Genomic DNA, 18,925 nt, shown 5'->3' with positions numbered 1-18,925 from the left:
ATTGGGTTAGTACATGTGCGAGGGGGAAAGGTTGGGGGATTTGTTGAAATGGCAGGGGATGGGTTGGAACTCTGGAGTGCGTTGGTTTGGTGGTCGGTTAGCGGTAGGGACGATTAAGGTTTTGGGGTAGGCCGCGCCTTCAGCGCTCGGGTTTGGGTGAGGGCGTTCCCAGGGCTTACGCCGCTGGGCTAGGTTATGCCGGTCCGTTGGACCTCCGGAGAGGTGTCCTTCTTTGGTGCATGCCGGATGCTGGAGCTTTGAAGCAGGGGGGCGGTGGTTTGGGGTGTTCATTAAACGGCAGGGACGTTCGGGACTTCGCGTAGGCCGCGCTTTCAGCGCTCGGTTTAGGTGCGAGCTTTCCCAGGGCTTACGCCGCTGGGCTAGGCTATGGCGGTCCGTTGGACCTCTGGAGCGGCTAATGGTGTTCGTTGGTTTGGCGGAGTCTGTTTGGTGGTCGAAGGGAGGAAGGGACGCCAGGTGGGTTGCGTATGTCGCGCCTTCAGCGCTCGGGTTTGGGTGGTAGGTTTCCCAGGGCTTACGCCGCTGGGCTGGGGTATGGCGGTCCGTTGGACCTCCGGAGGAGTGTTCTTCTTTGATGCATGCCGGATGCAGGAGCTTCGAAGCAGAGGTAAGTGTGGCTCTGGTGGATTGCGTTAAGGACGATTGAGGTTTTGGGGTGGGCCGCGCCTTCAGCGCTCGGGCTTGGGCCGGAGCTATCCCAGGGCTTACGCCACAGGGCTAGGATATGCCGGTCCGTTGGACCTCTGGAGTGGAGTGTTGGGTTCGGTGGGTTGGTCCAATATTTTGCTTTTGTGGTGTTTGGGACTTGTTGTTGTTGGTGGTTTGTTCTTGCACGTTTTGCTCTGAACTAGTCGCGGGGAGATTGTGGATCTTACTCGGGGAGATTGTTGAGCTTTGGTAGTTGTGCCTCGAGGTCATTGAGAATGGCCCAGTGGGGGTTGAGCTCGGCAAATCCATTGTTTAGGTAGAACTGTTTGAAGGGATTTTCGGGGTAGTAGCCTACGCAGATTGAGTGGCTTCTTTTGAGAGCAGGTCGAGGAGATGGTGGAGGAGTTGGGTTCCTATTCTTTGGGCTTGAAACTCTTGGAGGACGTACATGGCTTGGAGTTCGGCTTCGGCTCCGTGGCGCGTGGTGTGGTGGAAGGCTAGGAAGCCTACGGGGACTTCGTTGCGGATGGCTAGGAGCACGGTGCCGTCTCCTTTTGAGCCTTGTGCTTGGCTTCCTCGTTGGATGTAGGTGAGCCAGCGGGTGATTTGGAAGGTGCGATCCTTATCTTGTGGGATCAGTAGGTGTGGCGTTGAGGCTTGTTTGCTGCGCATGAAGATGTCGGCAATGGTTTCTGCTTCGGCTTCATGCGCTGGCCTAATCTCTAGGTTCATGAGGGGGGGTTGACGACATCCTAGTTTGTATTGGCTAGGATGTCGTGCTTGGTTTATTTGTAGCCGGGGAGGAACTCGGCTTCTGCTTCGAAGAGGCGGTTGACCATCTCTTTGATCTCGGCTGGGCTGCAGACGGCTGCGGTGAGCGGATCTAGGTAGAGGGCGTGGGTTGCCAGTTCTTTGGAGCGGTGGATGGCGGCGTCGGCTGCAAGGTCGAACATTCTCATGTTTGAGTCGCAGAGGGCGGCCATTTGCTTGGGGAGGCGGCCGAACTTGGTGGGTTGGATGCCGTTTCCGTTGACTAGGCAGGCGACTTCGATGCAGCCGTCTTGCGGAAGGTTGGCGATGCAGCCTTCATTGGCAACGTTGCCGTAGATGACGAAGGGCTGGTTCTTCTCGATGGATTCGATGATCCAGGCACCGTATTCCCAGGTTCTCTCTAGTTTGATTTGCTCTTCGCCGTTGAACAGTTTCCTTCGGTACTCCTCTTGGTTCTGGCGCCAAGTTGGCCAGTTGTTCGCGTAGAAGCTTTCTTCGCCTCGGTAGCCGGTGTCGGTGTACTTGTCGAGGAGGTCTTTGCGCTTTCGGTAGTAGGGAAGGTATTCGCTGAGGTGTCCGCTGGATTCGGTGATGAAGGCTCCGAAGTGGAGCATCATGTCGGAGCGGACGGGTTCGGCTTTGGCGAAGTCGCTTTCTCGGTTTGCGGCTTGCTCCATGAGGGTGGGGTAGAGGCTTTGACCGTCTGGGCCGTTGAACTCGGTGAACCAGGCGAGGTGGTTGATGCCTGCGCACTTCCACTGGATTTTTTCGTATTCCACTCCGGTGTATCCGGCCAGCATGTTGGAGGTGCCTTGGACGGAGTGGCATAGACCTACGTGCTGCATGGAGGATGTTCTGGCTGCTGCCAGGCACATCATGTTCATGGGGTTGGTGTAGTTGAGGACTACGGCTTTGGGGCAGAGTCGCTCGGCGTCTTTGAGGATGTCTAGCCAGACTGGGATGGTTCGGAGTCCCTTCATGAGGCCACCGGGGCCGATGGTGTCTCCGATGTTTTGGCTGACGCCGAATTCGAGTGGGATGTCGTTATCGAATCGGACGCAGGCTACACCACTTACTTCGATTGAGTTGACAATGTAGTCGGTTCCGGGAAGCATTTCTAGGCGGTTGGTGCTGGATCGGATGGTCCATTTACCTTCTTCGCCTGCTGCTTCCAAGACTTTGTGCATCAGCTTCTCACTGAGCTCTAGTCTGGTGGCGTCGATGTCCACGAGTCGCAGCTCTCCGCCTAAGTTGTTGGGGATGAGGATGACGTCTTTGAGGACGGAGTTGGTGAAGCCGCTTCCGGCTCCCATCATGGTGACGACTATCTGCCGTGGCATGGCGCCTGGTAGACCTAGGCGCTTATCTTCCTTTGTATGCTCAATGTGACCCTTTTCGGCAACGGACATGAGCACAGGTTATCAAGTGACACCCGTTAATTACAATGCGATTTCGGGGCAATCTTGGGAATCGTGTTTGCTGGTTGGGTTATGTCGATCACACGTGTCATGCGTCGATACTATATATGCCGACGAAGACGCGTATTTTGGCAATTTCAGGGAGTTTGAGAAAGGCTTCCTCCAACTTGGTGGTGTTGCAGAGTTTGGCGGCGCTGGCACCTGCGTCTGTTGAGATTGAGTTTTTTGGTGGGCTGGGTGAGCTTCCGCAGTTCAATCCGGACCTTGAGGGTAGCGAGCCGGGGGTGGTGTTGGAGTATCGAGCCTTGCTTGCGGCTGTGGATGGGGTTGTGATCTCTAGCCCTGAATATGCGCACGGGGTGCCGGGATCGCTGAAGAATGCGTTGGATTGGGTGGTTGGGAGTGGGGAACTGGTGGACAAGCCGATCGGGTTGATCAATGCTTCGGCTATCTCTTTGTTTGCGCATCCTCAGTTGACGGAGATTCTTACTGTGATGAACAGTAAGGTTGTGGCTGGGGCGAATGTGACGATTCCTTTGCGGGCTCGGCGGATGACTCAGGAGCAGTTGGTTGGTGACCCGGAGGTGGCGGGGATTTTGAAGGGCGCTTTGGACGCTTTACTTGAAGCGATCTAGGTTGGGTTTTACGGAATGGCAGACTCTTGTACTTGTTGCGTAGGTTAAGATGGAGACGTTGGGTAATGGCTTTGCATATTGGAAGCGATGAGCACAATACGAAGCGAGTAGTTTCCTATCATATCTAGCACAAGAATATAGAGGTCTCTTGGCTTTTACAGTGTCGCTGCCATAATTCTTTTGGAGTAGATCCACTTATGTCGTTTAGCTCATCTCAAGCGCACGATAGCAAATTGATTCTTCTCATCGAGGACAACGTCGATGATGAGAGGCTAACTCTCCGTGCTCTGCGGAAGAACAATATTATCAACGAAGTTGTTGTTGCCTGTGACGGTCAAGAAGCCGTTGATTACCTCTTTGGGACTGGCAAGTTTAGCGGTCGCGATCTCAATGTGATGCCTTCTGTGGTCGTACTCGACCTGAAGCTTCCGCGCCTTAGTGGCTTGGACGTTTTGAGCAGGATTCGCGCTAACGAACTTACAAAAAGGATTCCTGTTGTGGTTCTCACTGCTAGTGAAGATGCTCGACAGATTGAGGAGTCTTACGTGCTTGGATGTAACTCCTTCATCCAGAAGCCGACCGACCCATCCGAGTTTTCCGAGATGATTTTGCAGGTGGCCATGTATTGGCTGCTTCTTAATCGCACGGCACCCCAACGGATCCTCACCTCCTAGTTTTGAACCCGCGCGGCGGGTTCTTTCTCAAGAATCCTTGGTTAAGGGTTGACTTCGGGCTGCCTAAGAGGGGATAATTTAATTCGTTCGCGGGTGTAGCTCAGTGGTTAGAGCGCCGGCCTGTCACGCCGGAGGTCGCGGGTTCAAGTCCCGTCATCCGCGCCATTTCTAACGCGAACATGTGCCGCTGTAGCTCAGTCGGTAGAGCATAGCACTGAAAATGCTAGGGTCACCGGTTCAAGTCCGGTTGGCGGCACCATTAAACTGATCATGTAGTTCTTCATGATCGTTTGTTACGCGATTAGTCCTCTAGTTTTTCCACTCTGACTGTAGCTTTACTGTTTTCGGTGTGCGTGGTAGTATTGCGGCATGGCCGACTCATTGTCGAGACGCTCATTTGTCGCTTCGGCGGCTTTGGTTGCTGGCTCGCCCCTTGTTCTTCGCAATCTGTCCTCGGGGGAAGATTCTCCAGTCGCGAAAGTTTCCGAGATGAAACTGCGCGATTTCCTGCGCCGCACCCATCCTGAAGTTTTCCGAGGTGAGGACCTCCGGTTTATTGGCATGCCAGTGGGGGGCTTCTTTGCGGGCACTGTTTACATTGGCGGTGACGGTCAGCTTTGGAACTGGGACATCTTTAACCAGGATCACTTGGGGACGGTCTTAGGACCCAATGTCACGTTCATGGGTGATTCGCTCAATGCGATGGGTGGATCGAACTACGTTGCGCCGCTGAAGCAGCAGTCTCCGTTTCGGCAAGAGTTTGTGCTTTGGACTGATGGTGCGGCGCCTCGCCGGGTTCGGTTTGGGGATATCAGTTTCCGGGGCGAGTATCCGGTGGGAAGAGTGACCTACGGTGAGGCTGATGCGGACGTTGAAATGACGCTTGAGGCGTTTTCGCCTTTCTGTCCGCTGAACGTGGATGACTCGTCTTTCCCTGCGACTACGATGACGTTCCGGCTGCGGAATACGGGCACTGAGTCGGCCCATTATCGGCTGGCGTACTCACTAGAGAACCCTGTGCTCATCCACTCACGCGCTCAGCGTCGGGACTTTCATTTGGATTCTCAGAGCACCGCTGATTCGCTGGTGTTTTCTGCGCGGGCGATCACGGGCTTGGAGGAGGGGCCGCCTGCTATTCGGTTTGCTGACTGGTCGGATGGGACCTACGGGAAGTGGACGGCTACGGGTACAGCGTTTGGTAAAGGGCCTCGGCGGGTTAGCGAACTTCCTGGATACATGGGGAATGTCCATGCTGAGACCGATTTCGTGGCCAACTCGCACCAGACGCGGAATGGGGAAGATGTCGGGGCGGGTGACGCTCATACGGGACGGTTGACCTCGCCGGAATTTCGCATCGAGCGGAGCTTCATTAATATGCGCGTGGGTGGGGGTGCGCATGTTGGCAAGACGTGCGTGAACCTGGTTATTGGCGGGGAAGTTGTTCGGTCGGTCACTGGGCGGAATTCGAATGCGATGGACTGGCAGTCGATGCCGGTTAAGGAGTTCATTGGCAAGACGGCCCGGCTTGTGGTTGTTGATGAAGAGTCCGGGGGATGGGGCCATATTAGTCTTGGCGAAGTGATGTTTGACAGTGTCCCGCTGGGCTTGCGTCCTTTGGCTGAGGAGTATGATTTCGGCTCCTTCTGTGTTCGGGTTCCTGGCGGCGCTGATGTTCGGGTGCCGGGGGATCAAGACGCGAAGCGTGGATCTGAGGGGGAAATCTCTCGGCGGATTGCTTTGGCTCCGGGGGAGACTGCTGAGGTCACGTTTATTATCGCTTGGCACTTTCCGAACGCTTCACGGGAGATGCCGGAACGGCGGAATTGGTATGCCGAACGTTGGTCGAGTGCGGCGGCGGTGGCGGGAGAGATTGCTTCTCGGTGGGTGGAACTGCGGGAGACGACTCGGGCTTGGAACTCGACCTGGTACGATTCCACGCTGCCTCATTGGTTTCTTGACCGGACGTTCTTGAACCTCAGTACGCTCGCGACGAATACTTGCCATCGGTTTGCTGGCGGCCGGTTCTATTTCTGGGAGGGTGTGGGGTGCTGTGCGGGGACCTGTACGCACGTTTGGGGCTATGCGCAGGCTATCGGGCGTGTGTTCCCCGAGATCGAGCGGTACCTGCGGGAGCAGATCGACTTTGGACGGGCATTCCACTCTGAGACTGGTGCGATTGACTACCGGGCTGAGTATGGGCAGATGGTGTTTCACGACGGTCAGTGCATGTGTATTCTGCGTGCCTACCGCGAGCATCAAATGAGTCCCAATGCGGAGTTCCTCCATCGGATATGGCCGAAAGTGCGGCGGGCGACTGAGTACTTGATCGCGCAGGACGGCAACGACGACGGGATTTTGGAAGGGGCGCAGTTCAACACGTTGGATACGGCGTGGTACGGGAAGATCGCGTGGATCTCTGGTCTTTATGTGGCGGCCCTTCGGGCTGCGGAAGCTATGGCGACTGCGATGGGTGATGGCGAGTTTGCTACGCACTGTCGAACGATTGCGGAGCGCGGCAGTAAGAATCTGGTGCGCGATCTGTATAACGGCGAGTATTTCATCCAGCATCCTGATCCTGCTCATCCTGAGGCGAACAACACGAACGTGGGTTGCCACATAGATCAGCTTTTGGGGCAGGCGTGGGCCATGCAGGTCGGGCTGCCTCGCGCGTTCCCAGTCGCTGAGACGCGGAACGCGCTTCGGGCTCTGTACCGGCATAACTTCTTTGATAACGTTTGGGAGTACCGGCGCAAGATGCGGGAGATCCCGGGTGGGCGTTGGTATGCGACGCCGGGAGAGCCGGGACTGTTGATGTGCAGCTTCCCGCGAGGCGGGGCGAAGGAGTCTATTGCGAAGGGGGCCGATGCTTGGGCGGTTGGGTACTTCAACGAGTGCATGTCGGGGTTTGAGCACCAAGTTGCCGCCCATATGATCGCGGAGGGGATGGTGCGGGAGGGGATGTCGATCATCTACGCGATCCACTCGCGGTATTCGGCGGCGCGACGCAACCCGTATAACGAGGTGGAGTGCAGCGACCACTACGGGCGGGCGTTGGCGTCTTATGGAGCGTACGTGAGCCTGACTGGGTTCACGGTGGATGGTCCGAACCATACGATGTCGTTTCGGCCACGAACGGGGGCGGGCGCATTTCGGTGCGCGTTTATCAATGAACAGGGATGGGGCACGTTTGATCGATCGGCGAGCGGGAAGGAGACGGTTACGTACCGCCACCGCATTACGCCATCGGCTGCCCGTAAGGAGGAACAACGATGAAGTTGGTGATGAGTTTGTTGGGATTGATGGTTGGAGTGAGTGGATTGGCATCCGGTGACGGTCCGAAGGATTCCGTGCGGCAGATTCTTGCTAAGCGACTGCCGGCATTGGGGCATCGGAACTGGATCGTCGTCGCGGATTCTGCGTATCCGCTGCAGACGTCGCCGGGTATTGAGACCATCACGGTTAGCGAAAGCCAGCTTTCGGCGGTGCGGTCGGTGTTTAGTGCGCTGGGGCGGACTAAACACGTGCGTCCGATTGTGTATGTTGACTCCGAGATGAAGTTCGTTCCGGAGGCACGCGCTCCGGGCATCACGGCTTACCGGAAGCAGCTCAATCAGATTCTGGCGGGGCGTAACGTTCAGCGGATGCTCCATGAGAAGATCATTGCCAAGTTGGACGAGGCGGGCAAGACGTTCCACGTCCTGGTGATCAAGACGCCGCACATCCAGCCTTATACGTCTGTCTTCTTCCAACTTGATTGCGGATATTGGTCGGCTGAGTCGGAGCAGGCGCTTCGAAAAGCTATGAATCACTGACGCTTGGCGTGTTTGGTGGATCAGGCCGTCATCTTCTTCGGGCGTTTGCCTGCGGAGAGGTGGCGGCTTCTATTTTGTCCTGTATTTCTGGTTTCTATGGTCCATAATCGAACCTGTGGAAGCCGACTCGAGGGACTCGGCGGCACGATAAGACTCAGTCATGATCCTCTGTTACGCCGTTCTGCTTCAGTCTCAACAGGCCGTTCTGGCTGGCGAGCATCGGATTGTTCCCGGCGACCATGTGGCACTTGTTTCCAGTAAGGAGCCTGCGCTTTGTGTTGAGCGGGTTGTTCAGGCGGATGGCACTATTTCGGTTCCTGGATTGGGACTTGTAACGATTGCATCTCGGACTTCTACCTCTGCAACTGAGAAGATTCGGCAGTTGCTTGATCTGGGCGGCTTGTATCGGGGTGATTCGCTTACGATTCGGTTCCAGCCTGTGACTTCCGGGACGGTTGAGGTGGTGGGGGCGGTGCAGCGGCCTTTGGTTACGTCTTCCAGCCGGTCTTTATCGTTGAGAGAGCTTCTTCGGGCTTCGGGCGTGACGAGTTCTGGTGATCAGCGGGCTATCGAGATCGATGGTGCTGATGGGCTGGTTTGGGTGGTGGATGCTGAACTGCGTGACTACCTGGTGCGTCCGGGGGACAGGGTTACGATTAATCGGATTTCCGGACCGACTGGTGTGACGGTGCTTGGGGGTGTTTTGCGACCTTCTTCGGTTGACTTTACGCCTGCGATGACGCTTAAGGATGCGCTTGCGAAGGCTGGCGGAATCTCTCCACACGGGAACGTTAATCGGATCATTTTGACTCGGGGAGCTGACACTATTCCGTTGCAGATGCCTTTGGATGAGGGGTTTCGGCTTCGCGTTGGCGACTCGGTTAATGTGTCTGTTCGTTCGGATCGGGGATATGTGATGGTTGTTGGTTCCGTGATGCGGCCTGGTCTTGTAGAATTTGCACCTGGTTTGACATTAACGGAGGCTATTGCGGCTGCTGGTGGGCCGGATTCGGGCTTTAGTGGTGATACGGTCGTTTTACGGACACGTGTGGATAACCGTGAGAAGGTCTTTCATCTGAGCTTAGCGTTCATTAAAGAAAAGAGAATTCCAGATCCGATTCTGAGAGCCGATGACACGGTTGAAGTCGTAAATACAAAGGGATAAATCAATCAAACAATGTTGAAGTGGGATCGCACGAAGGGAAGACCTGAGCCTATTCGTTTACTAAACAAAATCGTGGAGATGGAGAACGGAGAGCCGTTGGTGGATATGCGTATTGCGTGTCCTTCTGTTCGGCTGATACGGGAGCAGGTGATCCCTTATGTCCGCGAGAGTGTGGCTCACCGGTGCGAGCTAGCGGCCCGGAAGCTGCCTGATGGATACCACTTGGGGTTGGTGGAGGGTTGGCGGCCGATTGAGCGTCAGCAGCGGATCTATGATTTCATGTGGCGGTCGGCGAAAGAAGCTTTTCCGGATCGAGACTACACAGCTTTGCGGCGAACTGTTTGTCGCTGGGTAGCTCCTACGGATCAGAAGGCGCCTCCTGGGCACTGCACGGGTGCTGCTGTGGATCTATGGCTGGTGGACGACAACAATGAGACCATTGATGTGATTTCGCCTTTTGATCGATTTAAGGCCGCTCCCACGTACAGTTTTGGCCTCACTGAGGAAGCGCATCGGAACCGGATGATCTTGGTGGAGACGATGTTGTCTGTTGGGTTTTCCAACTGCCGCGATGAGTGGTGGCACTACAGTTACGGTGATGCCGGCTGGGCAGTTCGTTTGGGATATGACTCGTGCGTATATGGGCTTGCTCGGCTTGATCCAGCGATCTATGCCGAGCAAGAGCTACAGAGTATTGAGGGCTTTAAGAACCGGCCTAACCCTTTCCTACCGCAAGAGGAACAGGCAAGTTAGGGACCTCCGGTGGCTGGACTCCACTTGGTTTGAACGGTTTGGGGCTGAAGACGATGGTGTCTATGGCCATTTCGCTTCCGACGGCGTTTACGATCTGTAGTCGGACCTTTGTGGATGCGCCGCCGATGCGGGTTTTGCCTAGCTGATACCAGGCGAATCCGTCGCCGTAGGATTCGATGCCTTCGGATTGGATGGTGAGGACTTGGCCACCGACTTGGAGGCTGAAGTTCTTCCGCATCTCTGGTGAGATTTTTAGAGCTACCCAGACTTCTTGATCGTCGGGGCTCTTTACCGGGATCGTGTAGTTAGCGTAGAAGCCGCTTTCCGATTCGACCATGGGCGCTAGGGAGAGGTTGGATCCTCCGCTACAGCCTGGCATTTCTACCACTTCGCTCATGTTGTTGTCTGTGGAGCTTTCTGCTTCTACCCATGTGGTGTCGCCGACCTTCTGGGAAAGGCGCACGTACTGCTCGCGCATTACGGTGAAGCTCCCGCCTGGGTTTCTTTCGAACCCGCCAAAGGCGTCGGAGAAGGTGATTCTCTCTTTGGTGACTTCCTTGTGGGAGGCGTCTGCGGCTCTGAGCATTTCTGAGAAGCCCATGACGACCTCTTGGAAAGCTGGGTCTGGGACAGGGATCTCGTCCGTACCGCCGACGATCATTGGGATCTGGGTGAGTTTGAGCTCGACGCCGTTCTTGACGATCTTTACTCCTGGGTCTGAGCCGTCGAGTGTCTGGAAGGTTGCTGACTGTTTGTTGGTGAGTCGGAGAACGACTCGACCTGGATATCTGGCCCAAAGCACCAAGCGGTCTCCGTGCTCGCGGATTCTGTAGGCGAAGAAGTTTCTGCCTAGGTCGACACGATTGCCTGGGGCTGGGCTTGGGAGCCACCACTTACCGTTTGTGAGCCGTTGGGCTGTGGCGGGGTTTGTGGCGTTTTCTGGGAAGAAGATGGCTTCGGGTGAGCTTTGGGCGATGGTTGTGTCTGCTGATCGGGTCTTGGCTTCGGCTCCGATTGCTTTGATCAGACTTGGGTCATCGGTTCTGAAGAAGATCCCTCGTGCGCCGACGTTTTGGAGGTCATCGATGGTTGCTGCTAGTTGTGAGACTGCGGTTTTGGTGTCTCCGAGCTGTACGTCAGTGGCGAGGAGGAGTCCTTTGTCTCGCCAGCGCATGACTGTGCTGGCGGCTCTTGCTGCGCCCTGCAAGATGGCGTGTGGCGTGGTGCCGGTGACCTTCATGCTCACGCCGTCGAGGGCTGGCTTTGCGGATTCATAGGGAAGTGCCCAGCCGGACCACTCCTGGACTACAGGGACGTCTGTGACTGATCTTATGGATGCGATGAGGCGTGTATAGCGTCGGAGGCAGGCTTCGTTGATGGCGTCTGAGTAGTCAGCCCAGATTCGACTCTTTGCTTTGTCGCAGGTGTAGAGTTGGTCTGTTTCGGGGTCCCAGAGTTGGGAGATGCCTCGGGTGCCGGACCATAGGGGGACTAGGCGGCTTAGGTCGTCGAAGGTGGATGTGCGTGTGCGTTTGGCACCTGCAGTTGTGTCCTCTGCCTTCTCGGACGTGAGATTGGAGCTACGCAGTGACCAGGCCTTGATGACTGTTTCGTAAGCTTTATGCTTTTCTTCGAGAACGTTTCGGAGTTCGGTTCGGAAGCTTTGGCTGGTGGGCACGAAGCGGAGCTCGCTTCCTGGTAGGGAGAGCAAGCTCCCCATGGGGTTGACGAGACCACGGAACCCTTTACCAAGTCCGGATTTTCGAAGGGAGTTGAGGAGTTGGTCTCGGTGCTTGTCCATTCCGTCCCAGTAATCGATTTGCTGGAGGCTGGAGCGCTCTGGGTAGATGAGCACGACGGTTTCCATGTCTGACGGGACTGAGATGTCGTAGGTGAGCCGGCCGTCTTTGGTGGTGAATCTGGAACTCTTGAGAACGACTCCGTCGCGTCTTTGGGCTAGGACGAGGAGGCCGCGTTCGATGTTTGGAAGTGCAACATCGATGTGCTTGGGTCCTTTGATGGTTGAGACTCGATATGCGGATGGGTCTACGACAATTCCTTGAGCTTGTGGTGCGGTTGAACTGATTCGGATTGTGTAGTTGAGGCCCCTTGCTTCGGCCAACTCGATGGCGTGCGTCCATCCGGCACCACTTACTGGGAGGTCGAAGAGGACGTCTTTGATTCCGGCAGCTTTGATTGCATCTAGGGTGGCTACGTTGGGTTCTGCTCGGACACCGATGGGCAGGTATGGATTGCTATCCCAGATCAGGGCGTGATGATCGTTGATCTCCCATTTCGCTGGCGTGCCAACGGTGGGGGTGTAGATGCCGTCTCGCTTTTGAGCTAGGGACAGGCAGGACAAAGCGATCGCGAAAGCGATGGTAAAGGGACGCACGCTCTGAAGACTACCCCTAAGGGCAAAAGGGTTCGCGTGGATGAGGGCAGAGTCGAAGAAACGGCCCTCATCTTCACCGATCTAGGGCTTTTCTGCGCAGCCGGACTGGGTGCTTTTGATGGCAGCGTCTAGAATTCGGCAGGCGTCTGCGGCGATTTCTGGATCCATGATGCCTACGGGAGTTTTGCCTTCGCGGATACACTCCATGAAGTAGGCGGCTACACCTGGTCCGGGGAGTTCTGTTGGCTTGATGAGTTCGGTGTTGCCTGGTCGGGATTTTTCAACGCGATCGTTGTAGGCGGCTAGAGTGCCTGCTTTGCCGTAGAGCGCGCTGATGGGGCCGCTGTCGAAGCCAAAGGTTGCCCAGGTTCCTTCTAGGACGGCGCTACCTTTGGGGTATTTGAGCACGATGGTGGCGTGGTCGTCGGGCACTTCATAGTCTTTGGTGTAGTTGCCTTTGACTGCATAGACGGTTTCGGGCATGCCTAGAAAGAAGCGAGAGAGTGCTGCGCCGTAGCAACCGAAGTCTGCGATGGCTCCGCCTCCGTTTCGCTTTTCGTCGTAGAGCCACTCTACGAATTCGGCGCCGCAACCGATCTCTTTGGGGCCGTGGTGGCCGATGCGGAATTTGTAGTGGAAGATGTGCCCGAGTTCCTGGCTATCGAGTTGTTTCTTGAACTCATAGACCCAGGGGCTCCAGGCGAGGGGCCAGTTGATGAGCAGGGTTTTGCCGGATGCTTTCATGGCGGCGAGCATTCGGTCGGCATCGGCTGCGTTTGCGGCCATTGCTTTTTCGACCAGGCAGGGGATTCCTTGGTTGAGGGCCTCGATGGCGATCTCGGAGGACTCGACGTTGTCGCTTGTGACTACGAGTGCGTCGAGCTGTTCTGACTTGAGCATTTCTCGCCAGTCTGTGTATTTGCGCTCGAAGCCTTCAATGCTATCTAGTAGCTTTGTGGCGTCGGCGACTGCTACGAGTTTTGCACCTTCGAGCTTCTTCCATGAATCGATTAATCCACCCACGTGACCATGGGTTAGTCCTGCTACTCCAACTCTTACTACTTCCGGCATGTACTTCTCCGTCCCACGGACGATACCACTCTGTGCCCCGTAAACGCACTCGGTACAATGTTCTGGCCCATGAAGCGCATTGTTTACACCTTGGCAGTTGGAAAGAAGAAATTTGCTGACTGTGCGCTGGGGTTAGGGCGGTCCCTTCGGTTGATTGGAGACACAACGCATCGCGTGGTGGTTACCGATATGCCGGACGTGAATTGGAAGCCGGCTTTCGATGAGGTCATTGCTGCTCAGGACCCGATTGAGTGGATCTTCTTTTCTAAGCTGACAGCTTTGGAGCGGTCTGATGCCGACCAGGTTTTGTTCATTGATGGGGACACGTTGGCCTTTAAGCATCTCGATCCGATTTTTGATTACTGTGCGGGCAAGGGATTGGCGGTGCAGGGGAAGCGGGTTTCTTCTGGCGACTGGTATGGGAAGATCGAGGAGCATTGCGCTCGGCACTCGGTTGATTCTCTGCCTCAGTTCAATGGTGGGATGATCTATTACGAGCGGACGCCTGAGTGTCTTGAGTTTATTGAGGCTGTGCGCTCCTATGGTCACCGTGCTAAGGAGTTAGGGTTCCAGCGAGATGATCCTCTGATTCCGGATGAGCCTTGTATTGCTTTGGCGATGGCGCAGCTTCGGGCGGGTCATCTGATTCCTGACGAGATGGATTTTACGAATACTGCCACGGGTTTGGTAGGGAAGCTGCATTTAGATGTGATGCGGAATGAGTGTGAGTTCTTGTGTCGTCGTTATGAAGTGCGACATGTGCGGCCAACTCTGTTTCATGCGGCGCGGTACATCAACTTTCTGACTTACTGGAAGCAGTTAGAGACCCTTGAGAAGTTGGAGAAGTACGAGCAGGAGCATGGGTTTGGGTATATGTCGGCTGGGCATAAGTTCTCGCGGTCGATTCAGAAGAGGATTTTGAAGGCGAGGAAGAAGATTTGAAACGCCGGATGGTTTATACCGTTGCTTTTGGCAATCGCCGGTTTGGGGAGATGGCGATGGGGTTGGGGCGCAGCCTGAAGCTTTTGGGCGATCAGAATCCTCGTGCGATCCTTACTGATATCGCTGGTTTTCCTTGGGAGAAGGCGTTCCACAAGAAGGTCGACATTACCGTTGGTAAGGAAGACATCTGGTGGGCTAAGTTTTACGCGCTGGATAAGACTGATGCGGAGGCGTATCTGTTTATCGACAGTGATTGTCTGGCCTTTAAGCGGTTGGATCCTGTTTTTGAGTTTTTTGAAGGTGCGCCGCTTGGGGTTCAGGGGGTTTGGAAGTCTAGCGGGGAGTGGTACGACGCGGATATTGCCGAGGTGTGCCGTAAGGAGAACGTCGAGGCGATTCCGCAGTTTAACGCTGGGCTGATGTACTTTGAGCGCGGGCCGGAGTTTGATGCGATTTTAGCTGAGGCTAAGGAGATTGCGAAGCGGGCGGAGAGTTTGGGTTTTCGTTCGCCGCGTGGGGTGCCTTCTGAGGAGGTTTGTCTTTCTCTGGCGATTGCTCGGACTGGGTTGGGGAAGGTTGCTCATGACGGGATGGACTTCCAGAGTAGCGGGGTTGGGCTTATTGGGAAGCTTCGTATGGATGTTCGACGGGCGCGGTGTGAGTTTATTTGTCGTCGGCATACGCTTCAGTGGGTTTCGCCATACGTTTTTCATGCCCATTTCTACAGCAAGTTTTTGATCTACTGGCGGCAGCTGCGAATCTTGGAGGATTTGGAGAAGTACGAGGATGCTCATCCGTTTGGATACATGTCCGCGGGTCATAAGTTTCGGCGGAGCATTGAGAAGCGGATCTTGACGGCACGCGGGAAGCTTTAGAACTCTTTGGTGGCTTCTTCTACGATCTGGCGATATTGATTGCCGATTGTTTTGATGGAGAAGGCTTCGTAGGCTGGAAGGGCTTTGAGGTGCATCTCTTGGCGGAGGGTTTCATCCTGTGCAAGTTCTCGTATTCCGTCGATGAAATCGTTTAGGGTGGGGCGGATGAGGGTTGCGCCGCTGCCTAGGGCTTGGTCGGCTTCGCGATAGCTTTCGTATGCACAGACTACTGACGGGATTCCGTGGGCTGCGAAGTTGACCATTTTGATATTGCTGCGCGTTTCATCTCGGAGTTTTTCGGGTTGGGTCCAGGCTACGCCGATGTCGATTTTTTCGTACGCGCGCAAGTCTGTGGTGGCAGCGTTTAGGAATTTGAGGCCCATTTTCTCGACGGCACTTTGGATTGCTTCGGTGTCGTGGAGGTGTTCAGGTTGGCCAACGTAGCCTACTGTGAGTGGCTTTTCGATTCTCTCTTTGGGCAGTCGGTAACCGGTGGTGTTGCAGTGGTGGTGTGGGACGACCCAGGTTTTCCATCCGTGGGCGGGTTCTGGGCCGACGTAGTTGATGGAGGATGCTGTGTTGAGCAGGAGGAAGCGGAAGGAGCTACAGCGCTGGTAGAACCGGTCGAGGTTTTCTGAAGCTGGGTTGATGACATCCAGGATTTGGGGCGTCATCTCATTGAACCGCTGGACAAGGGATAGATCGGGTTCGACGATCCAGAAGATGGCTGGGCTGCTGGCGACGGTTTGGTCGCTGAGATACTTGCAGCGGAGGCAGAGTCCGCCGAGTTCTTCTGCCATTTGGTCTCCTCGAACGGTGACGGATGTTAGTTTCCGGCGGTTGCCGGTGAAAAGCATCTTATCCCGCGCGAATCGACCTCCAAGGAACTCGGCGATGCGACTCATAGGCTAACGAAGTTACTCAACGTCAGCGTCTAGCATGGACAGGTCGATATCGGGCTCTGGCTCTGGCTCGATTTCGACAGTCTTCTTGGTTGGCCGTGGCTTCTTGGCTCCTGTGGCTCCCATTTCGACACCGACTGCGCCTTCGGTGAAAGCGGTCTTCACTTTGATGCGTCGGCTGACTTCTTGTCCGGTGATGGTGCTCCAGTTTGCGCGGTCGAGCGCCCACTGCCAGCCAATATCACTTGGTTGGTATACGAACTCGACTCCGTCCTGCAGCACTTCGCTGAGGAGAGCTTTGAGATCTTCACGCGTGGTGAGATTTTTCTCGCCAGCGGTGAGGTTTGGAGCTAGGCCGACGGAGATCATTACGGGTTCTTCTTCGACGGCAGTCTTGGAAGTTTTCTTTGGAGCGTTGTGTTCAATTGCTTCTTGGGTGATCTTCACCTGAGAAACCATTGCTTGCATTAGCCGGTCGTTGTCGTCTGGCCAGGTGTATTGTTCGCCTTCATAGAGGGCAAGTGCATGGCGGCCCGTAAGCGACAGTGCGCTTGCAAGGAGGGCTGCGTCCGCAGGGAGAAGTTTAGGATAGGATTTCTTAACCTGATCCAGTGCGGTCTCGAGCTTTGTGAGTTGGCAGGTGATCATCTGGCTTCTTTTAGACAGCGCCAAGACGTAGCTTGCGCCATAATTCCACAGTTTACCTCTCGGCGAGTCGTCCGGGACGGAGGTTGGTCTATTGAAAATTCGTTTTCTGATTTCTGCACTCGCCATTTCGGCGCTTTTTGGCTGTAATGGTGGCTCTGGAGGGCAGGTTGCCACGGAAAAGCCAGGTGGAAAGCACCTGAAGATCGGCATTGTGTTTGATAGCGGTGGGAAGGGCGATAAGTCTTTTAACGATAGTGCTGACGAGGGAACTAAGCGTGCGGTGAATGACTTGGGCATTGCTGCGGAGGACATCAAGTCGGTTGACTCTAAGAGCGAGAAGGACTATGAGGGCAACATTTCGGCGCTGGCTGAGGGTGGTTGCGACATTGTCTTTGCGGTTGGTTTGGCTCAGAACAACGCTTTGACGAAGGTGGCTCCGAAGTATAAGGATGTCAAGTTTGCGATCATTGACTCGGTGGTTGACCAGCCTAACGTGCGGTCGCTTGTGTTTAATGAGGAGCAGGGGAGCTTCTTGGCGGGATATCTTGCCGCGCTGATGAGCAAGTCCAATAAGATTGGGTTTGTGGGTGGGAAGAAGATTCCTTTGATCAGCAAGTTTGAGTCGGGCTACATTGCGGGTGCGAAGAGTGCCAAGGCCGATATTCAGATTCTTCCTTCCAAGTACACCGACAGTTGGGATGATACGGCTTTGGGCAAGGCCGCTGCTTCGACGCTGTTTAATGATGGTGCGGACGTGGTTTACCATGCGTCTGGGCGATGTGGCATTGGCGTGATTACAGCTGCTAAGGAAGCAGGGAAGTACGCGATTGGGGTTGATAGCGACCAGGATGGGCTTCAGCCGGGGTCTGTTCTTACCAGCATGATCAAGCGTGTGGATGAATCTGTGTTTCAGACCATCAAGGATGTGCAGGATGGGAAGTTCACTGCGGGCACGAAGGTTTATGACTTGAAGGCCAAAGGCGTGGGGCTTTCATCGTTCACTTACACGAAGGATAAGATTGGATCTGAGAATCTCAAGAAGGTTTCTGAGATTGAAGCTAAGATCGTGTCGGGTGAGATCAAGGTGCCTAGCACACCTGAAGAACTGACTGAGTTCTTGAGCAAAGCTAAGAAGTAAGAGGGAAGGGATAGCTGCAGTTGGCGGCTATCCCTTTTGTTTAGACTATTCTGAGGAGCCTGAGTTGGATCCGGCGCTGTCGTTGACGTAGAAGCCTGAGCCTTTGAAGGCTATACCGACTGGCTGGATGATTCTTTTAACTGTTCCCTTGGAGCCACACTGGCAGGTGTCCAGGGCGTTTTCCGTAATTTTCTGCTCGATTTCGAAAGTCTTTGTGCACTTGCTGCACTCGTATACGTAAGTTGGCATCTTGTCTCCAAATATGGGGATGAACCTCTATTGTGACAGAATATGGATGGTCTCTTGAACCATGTTCCCCCCTCAAACCTTTGACGCTGCCGATATTGGGGTTGTGGCGTTTCTGGTTGTGCTGGAAGCGTTATTGAGTGCTGACAATGCTCTCGTCCTCGCGATGATGGTTCAGCACCTGCCACGAAGTGAGCAGAAGCGGGCGCTATTTTATGGGTTGGGCGGATCGCTGGTGTTTCGACTCATCGCCATTTTGGGTGCCACTGTGGTGATCCGGTTTTGGTGGCTTCAGATTTTTGGGGCGGTTTACCTACTCTGGCTGTCTTTTAAGCACTTTCTTGGAAAGAGTGAGGAGAAGCAGGGAAAGGAACTCCAGAGCAACTTTTGGAAGACGGTTCTCTTTGTTGAGTTAACGGACATTGCTTTTGCGCTTGATAGCGTTTTTGCTGGGGTGTCCACGGTTGGGCGGCATCTGAACAAGCTTTGGGTGGTCTATTTGGGCGCGATGGTTGGGGTGGTGCTTTTGCGGGTGGCAGCGAACGGGTTCATCAAACTGCTCCGAAGATTCCCGGCTTTGGACGATGTGGCTTACGTGATTGTGGGATGGGTGGGCGTTAAACTTGCATTTATCTCGCTTAACGAGTACGAGGATGCTATGCGGAGGAACGGAACCCGGAGCATTATTCCTTTTGAAGTGCCTGAGCTGAGCCCGATCGTGTTTTGGTCCATTTTGATTTGCATTGGTACAACTGGGACCATTTTGGCTCTCCGTAAAAAATCTGCTTCGGAATCGTTGTGAAACGTTTCT

At 54.9% G+C, this 18,925-nt stretch carries 17 protein-coding genes and 2 tRNA genes; 12 read left to right on the top strand and 7 right to left on the bottom strand.

Features of this window, described 5'->3' with window-relative positions; genetic code table 11:
* Positions 1–1,020: 1,020 nt before the first annotated feature.
* Together ACZ51B_RS00620 and ACZ51B_RS00615 are read right to left on the bottom strand one after the other, a co-directional pair.
* Positions 1,021–1,401, bottom strand: a complete 381-nt coding sequence (locus ACZ51B_RS00620; RefSeq protein WP_464295297.1) for a GNAT family N-acetyltransferase — start codon at positions 1,399–1,401, stop codon at positions 1,021–1,023.
* 53 nt (positions 1,402–1,454) lie between these two features.
* Positions 1,455–2,849 (bottom strand): family 4 glycosyl hydrolase, encoded by a 1,395-nt coding sequence (locus ACZ51B_RS00615; protein WP_464295296.1) that lies wholly within the window; start codon positions 2,847–2,849, stop codon positions 1,455–1,457.
* A 116-nt stretch (positions 2,850–2,965) separates the two neighbouring features.
* Here ACZ51B_RS00615 and ACZ51B_RS00610 point away from each other — a divergent pair, with 116 nt between their 5' ends.
* The 8 genes from ACZ51B_RS00610 to ACZ51B_RS00575 all read left to right on the top strand — a co-directional run bounded on the left by ACZ51B_RS00610 (position 2,966) and on the right by ACZ51B_RS00575 (position 9,897).
* A complete protein-coding gene (locus ACZ51B_RS00610; RefSeq protein ID WP_464295295.1) occupies positions 2,966–3,493 on the top strand; it encodes an NADPH-dependent FMN reductase in 528 nt (175 codons plus the stop codon).
* Positions 3,494–3,690: 197 nt separating this feature from the next.
* Positions 3,691–4,167: a response regulator gene (locus ACZ51B_RS00605; RefSeq protein WP_464295294.1), complete on the top strand. Its 477-nt coding sequence runs from the start codon at positions 3,691–3,693 to the stop codon at positions 4,165–4,167.
* 89 nt (positions 4,168–4,256) lie between these two features.
* Positions 4,257–4,332: transfer RNA gene (locus tag ACZ51B_RS00600), tRNA-Asp, on the top strand.
* An 18-nt stretch (positions 4,333–4,350) separates the two neighbouring features.
* A tRNA-Phe gene (locus tag ACZ51B_RS00595) sits at positions 4,351–4,426 on the top strand.
* Between the two features lie 230 nt (positions 4,427–4,656).
* Positions 4,657–7,440, top strand: coding sequence for a GH116 family glycosyl hydrolase (locus tag ACZ51B_RS00590; protein ID WP_464295293.1), 2,784 nt, complete (start codon positions 4,657–4,659; stop codon positions 7,438–7,440).
* Positions 7,437–7,979 (top strand): RbsD/FucU domain-containing protein, encoded by a 543-nt coding sequence (locus ACZ51B_RS00585; protein ID WP_464295292.1) that lies wholly within the window; start codon positions 7,437–7,439, stop codon positions 7,977–7,979. Before ACZ51B_RS00590 ends, ACZ51B_RS00585 begins: the two co-directional genes overlap by 4 nt.
* 160 nt (positions 7,980–8,139) lie before the next feature.
* Positions 8,140–9,144, top strand: a complete 1,005-nt coding sequence (locus ACZ51B_RS00580; RefSeq protein WP_464295291.1) for a polysaccharide biosynthesis/export family protein — start codon at positions 8,140–8,142, stop codon at positions 9,142–9,144.
* A gap of 12 nt (positions 9,145–9,156) precedes the next feature.
* A complete protein-coding gene (locus tag ACZ51B_RS00575; RefSeq protein ID WP_464295290.1) occupies positions 9,157–9,897 on the top strand; it encodes a M15 family metallopeptidase in 741 nt (246 codons plus the stop codon).
* Here the strand turns inward: ACZ51B_RS00575 and ACZ51B_RS00570 are convergent.
* Both ACZ51B_RS00570 and ACZ51B_RS00565 read right to left on the bottom strand, forming a co-directional pair.
* Positions 9,860–12,292, bottom strand: a complete 2,433-nt coding sequence (locus ACZ51B_RS00570) for a hypothetical protein (RefSeq protein ID WP_464295289.1) — start codon at positions 12,290–12,292, stop codon at positions 9,860–9,862. The two genes, ACZ51B_RS00575 and ACZ51B_RS00570, sit on opposite strands and share 38 nt — an antisense overlap.
* Before the next feature lie 81 nt (positions 12,293–12,373).
* Positions 12,374–13,363 (bottom strand): Gfo/Idh/MocA family protein, encoded by a 990-nt coding sequence (locus ACZ51B_RS00565; protein ID WP_464295288.1) that lies wholly within the window; start codon positions 13,361–13,363, stop codon positions 12,374–12,376.
* A gap of 69 nt (positions 13,364–13,432) precedes the next feature.
* On the opposite strand from ACZ51B_RS00565, the gene ACZ51B_RS00560 reads away from it, so the two are divergent.
* Both ACZ51B_RS00560 and ACZ51B_RS00555 read left to right on the top strand, forming a co-directional pair.
* Complete coding sequence (locus ACZ51B_RS00560) at positions 13,433–14,305, top strand: glycosyltransferase family protein (protein ID WP_464295287.1); 873 nt, start codon at positions 13,433–13,435, stop codon at positions 14,303–14,305.
* Complete coding sequence (locus tag ACZ51B_RS00555) at positions 14,302–15,180, top strand: hypothetical protein (RefSeq protein WP_464295286.1); 879 nt, start codon at positions 14,302–14,304, stop codon at positions 15,178–15,180. Before ACZ51B_RS00560 ends, ACZ51B_RS00555 begins: the two co-directional genes overlap by 4 nt.
* Here ACZ51B_RS00555 and ACZ51B_RS00550 read toward each other — a convergent pair.
* Positions 15,177–16,085: a glycosyltransferase gene (locus tag ACZ51B_RS00550; RefSeq protein ID WP_464295285.1), complete on the bottom strand. Its 909-nt coding sequence runs from the start codon at positions 16,083–16,085 to the stop codon at positions 15,177–15,179. The genes ACZ51B_RS00555 and ACZ51B_RS00550 overlap by 4 nt on opposite strands.
* 12 nt (positions 16,086–16,097) lie before the next feature.
* Positions 16,098–16,730, bottom strand: a complete 633-nt coding sequence (locus ACZ51B_RS00545; RefSeq protein ID WP_464295284.1) for a hypothetical protein — start codon at positions 16,728–16,730, stop codon at positions 16,098–16,100.
* A 91-nt stretch (positions 16,731–16,821) separates the two neighbouring features.
* Between ACZ51B_RS00545 and ACZ51B_RS00540 the strand changes: the two genes are divergently transcribed.
* Positions 16,822–17,868, top strand: coding sequence for a BMP family lipoprotein (locus tag ACZ51B_RS00540; RefSeq protein ID WP_464295283.1), 1,047 nt, complete (start codon positions 16,822–16,824; stop codon positions 17,866–17,868).
* Between the two features lie 45 nt (positions 17,869–17,913).
* On the opposite strand, the gene ACZ51B_RS00535 is transcribed toward ACZ51B_RS00540, so the two are convergent.
* Entirely contained in the window at positions 17,914–18,117 is a 204-nt protein-coding gene (locus tag ACZ51B_RS00535) for an FmdB family zinc ribbon protein (protein ID WP_464295282.1), read from the bottom strand.
* 61 nt (positions 18,118–18,178) lie between these two features.
* On the opposite strand from ACZ51B_RS00535, the gene ACZ51B_RS00530 reads away from it, so the two are divergent.
* The gene (locus ACZ51B_RS00530) at positions 18,179–18,916 is read left to right on the top strand and encodes a TerC family protein (protein WP_464295281.1); all 738 of its coding nucleotides are present in this window, start codon (positions 18,179–18,181) and stop codon (positions 18,914–18,916) included.
* Positions 18,917–18,925: the final 9 nt, after the last annotated feature.

It is taken from the genome of Fimbriimonas sp. LA-C6 (assembly GCF_055398105.1).
This window is presented reverse-complemented; position numbering and strand designations above follow the sequence as displayed.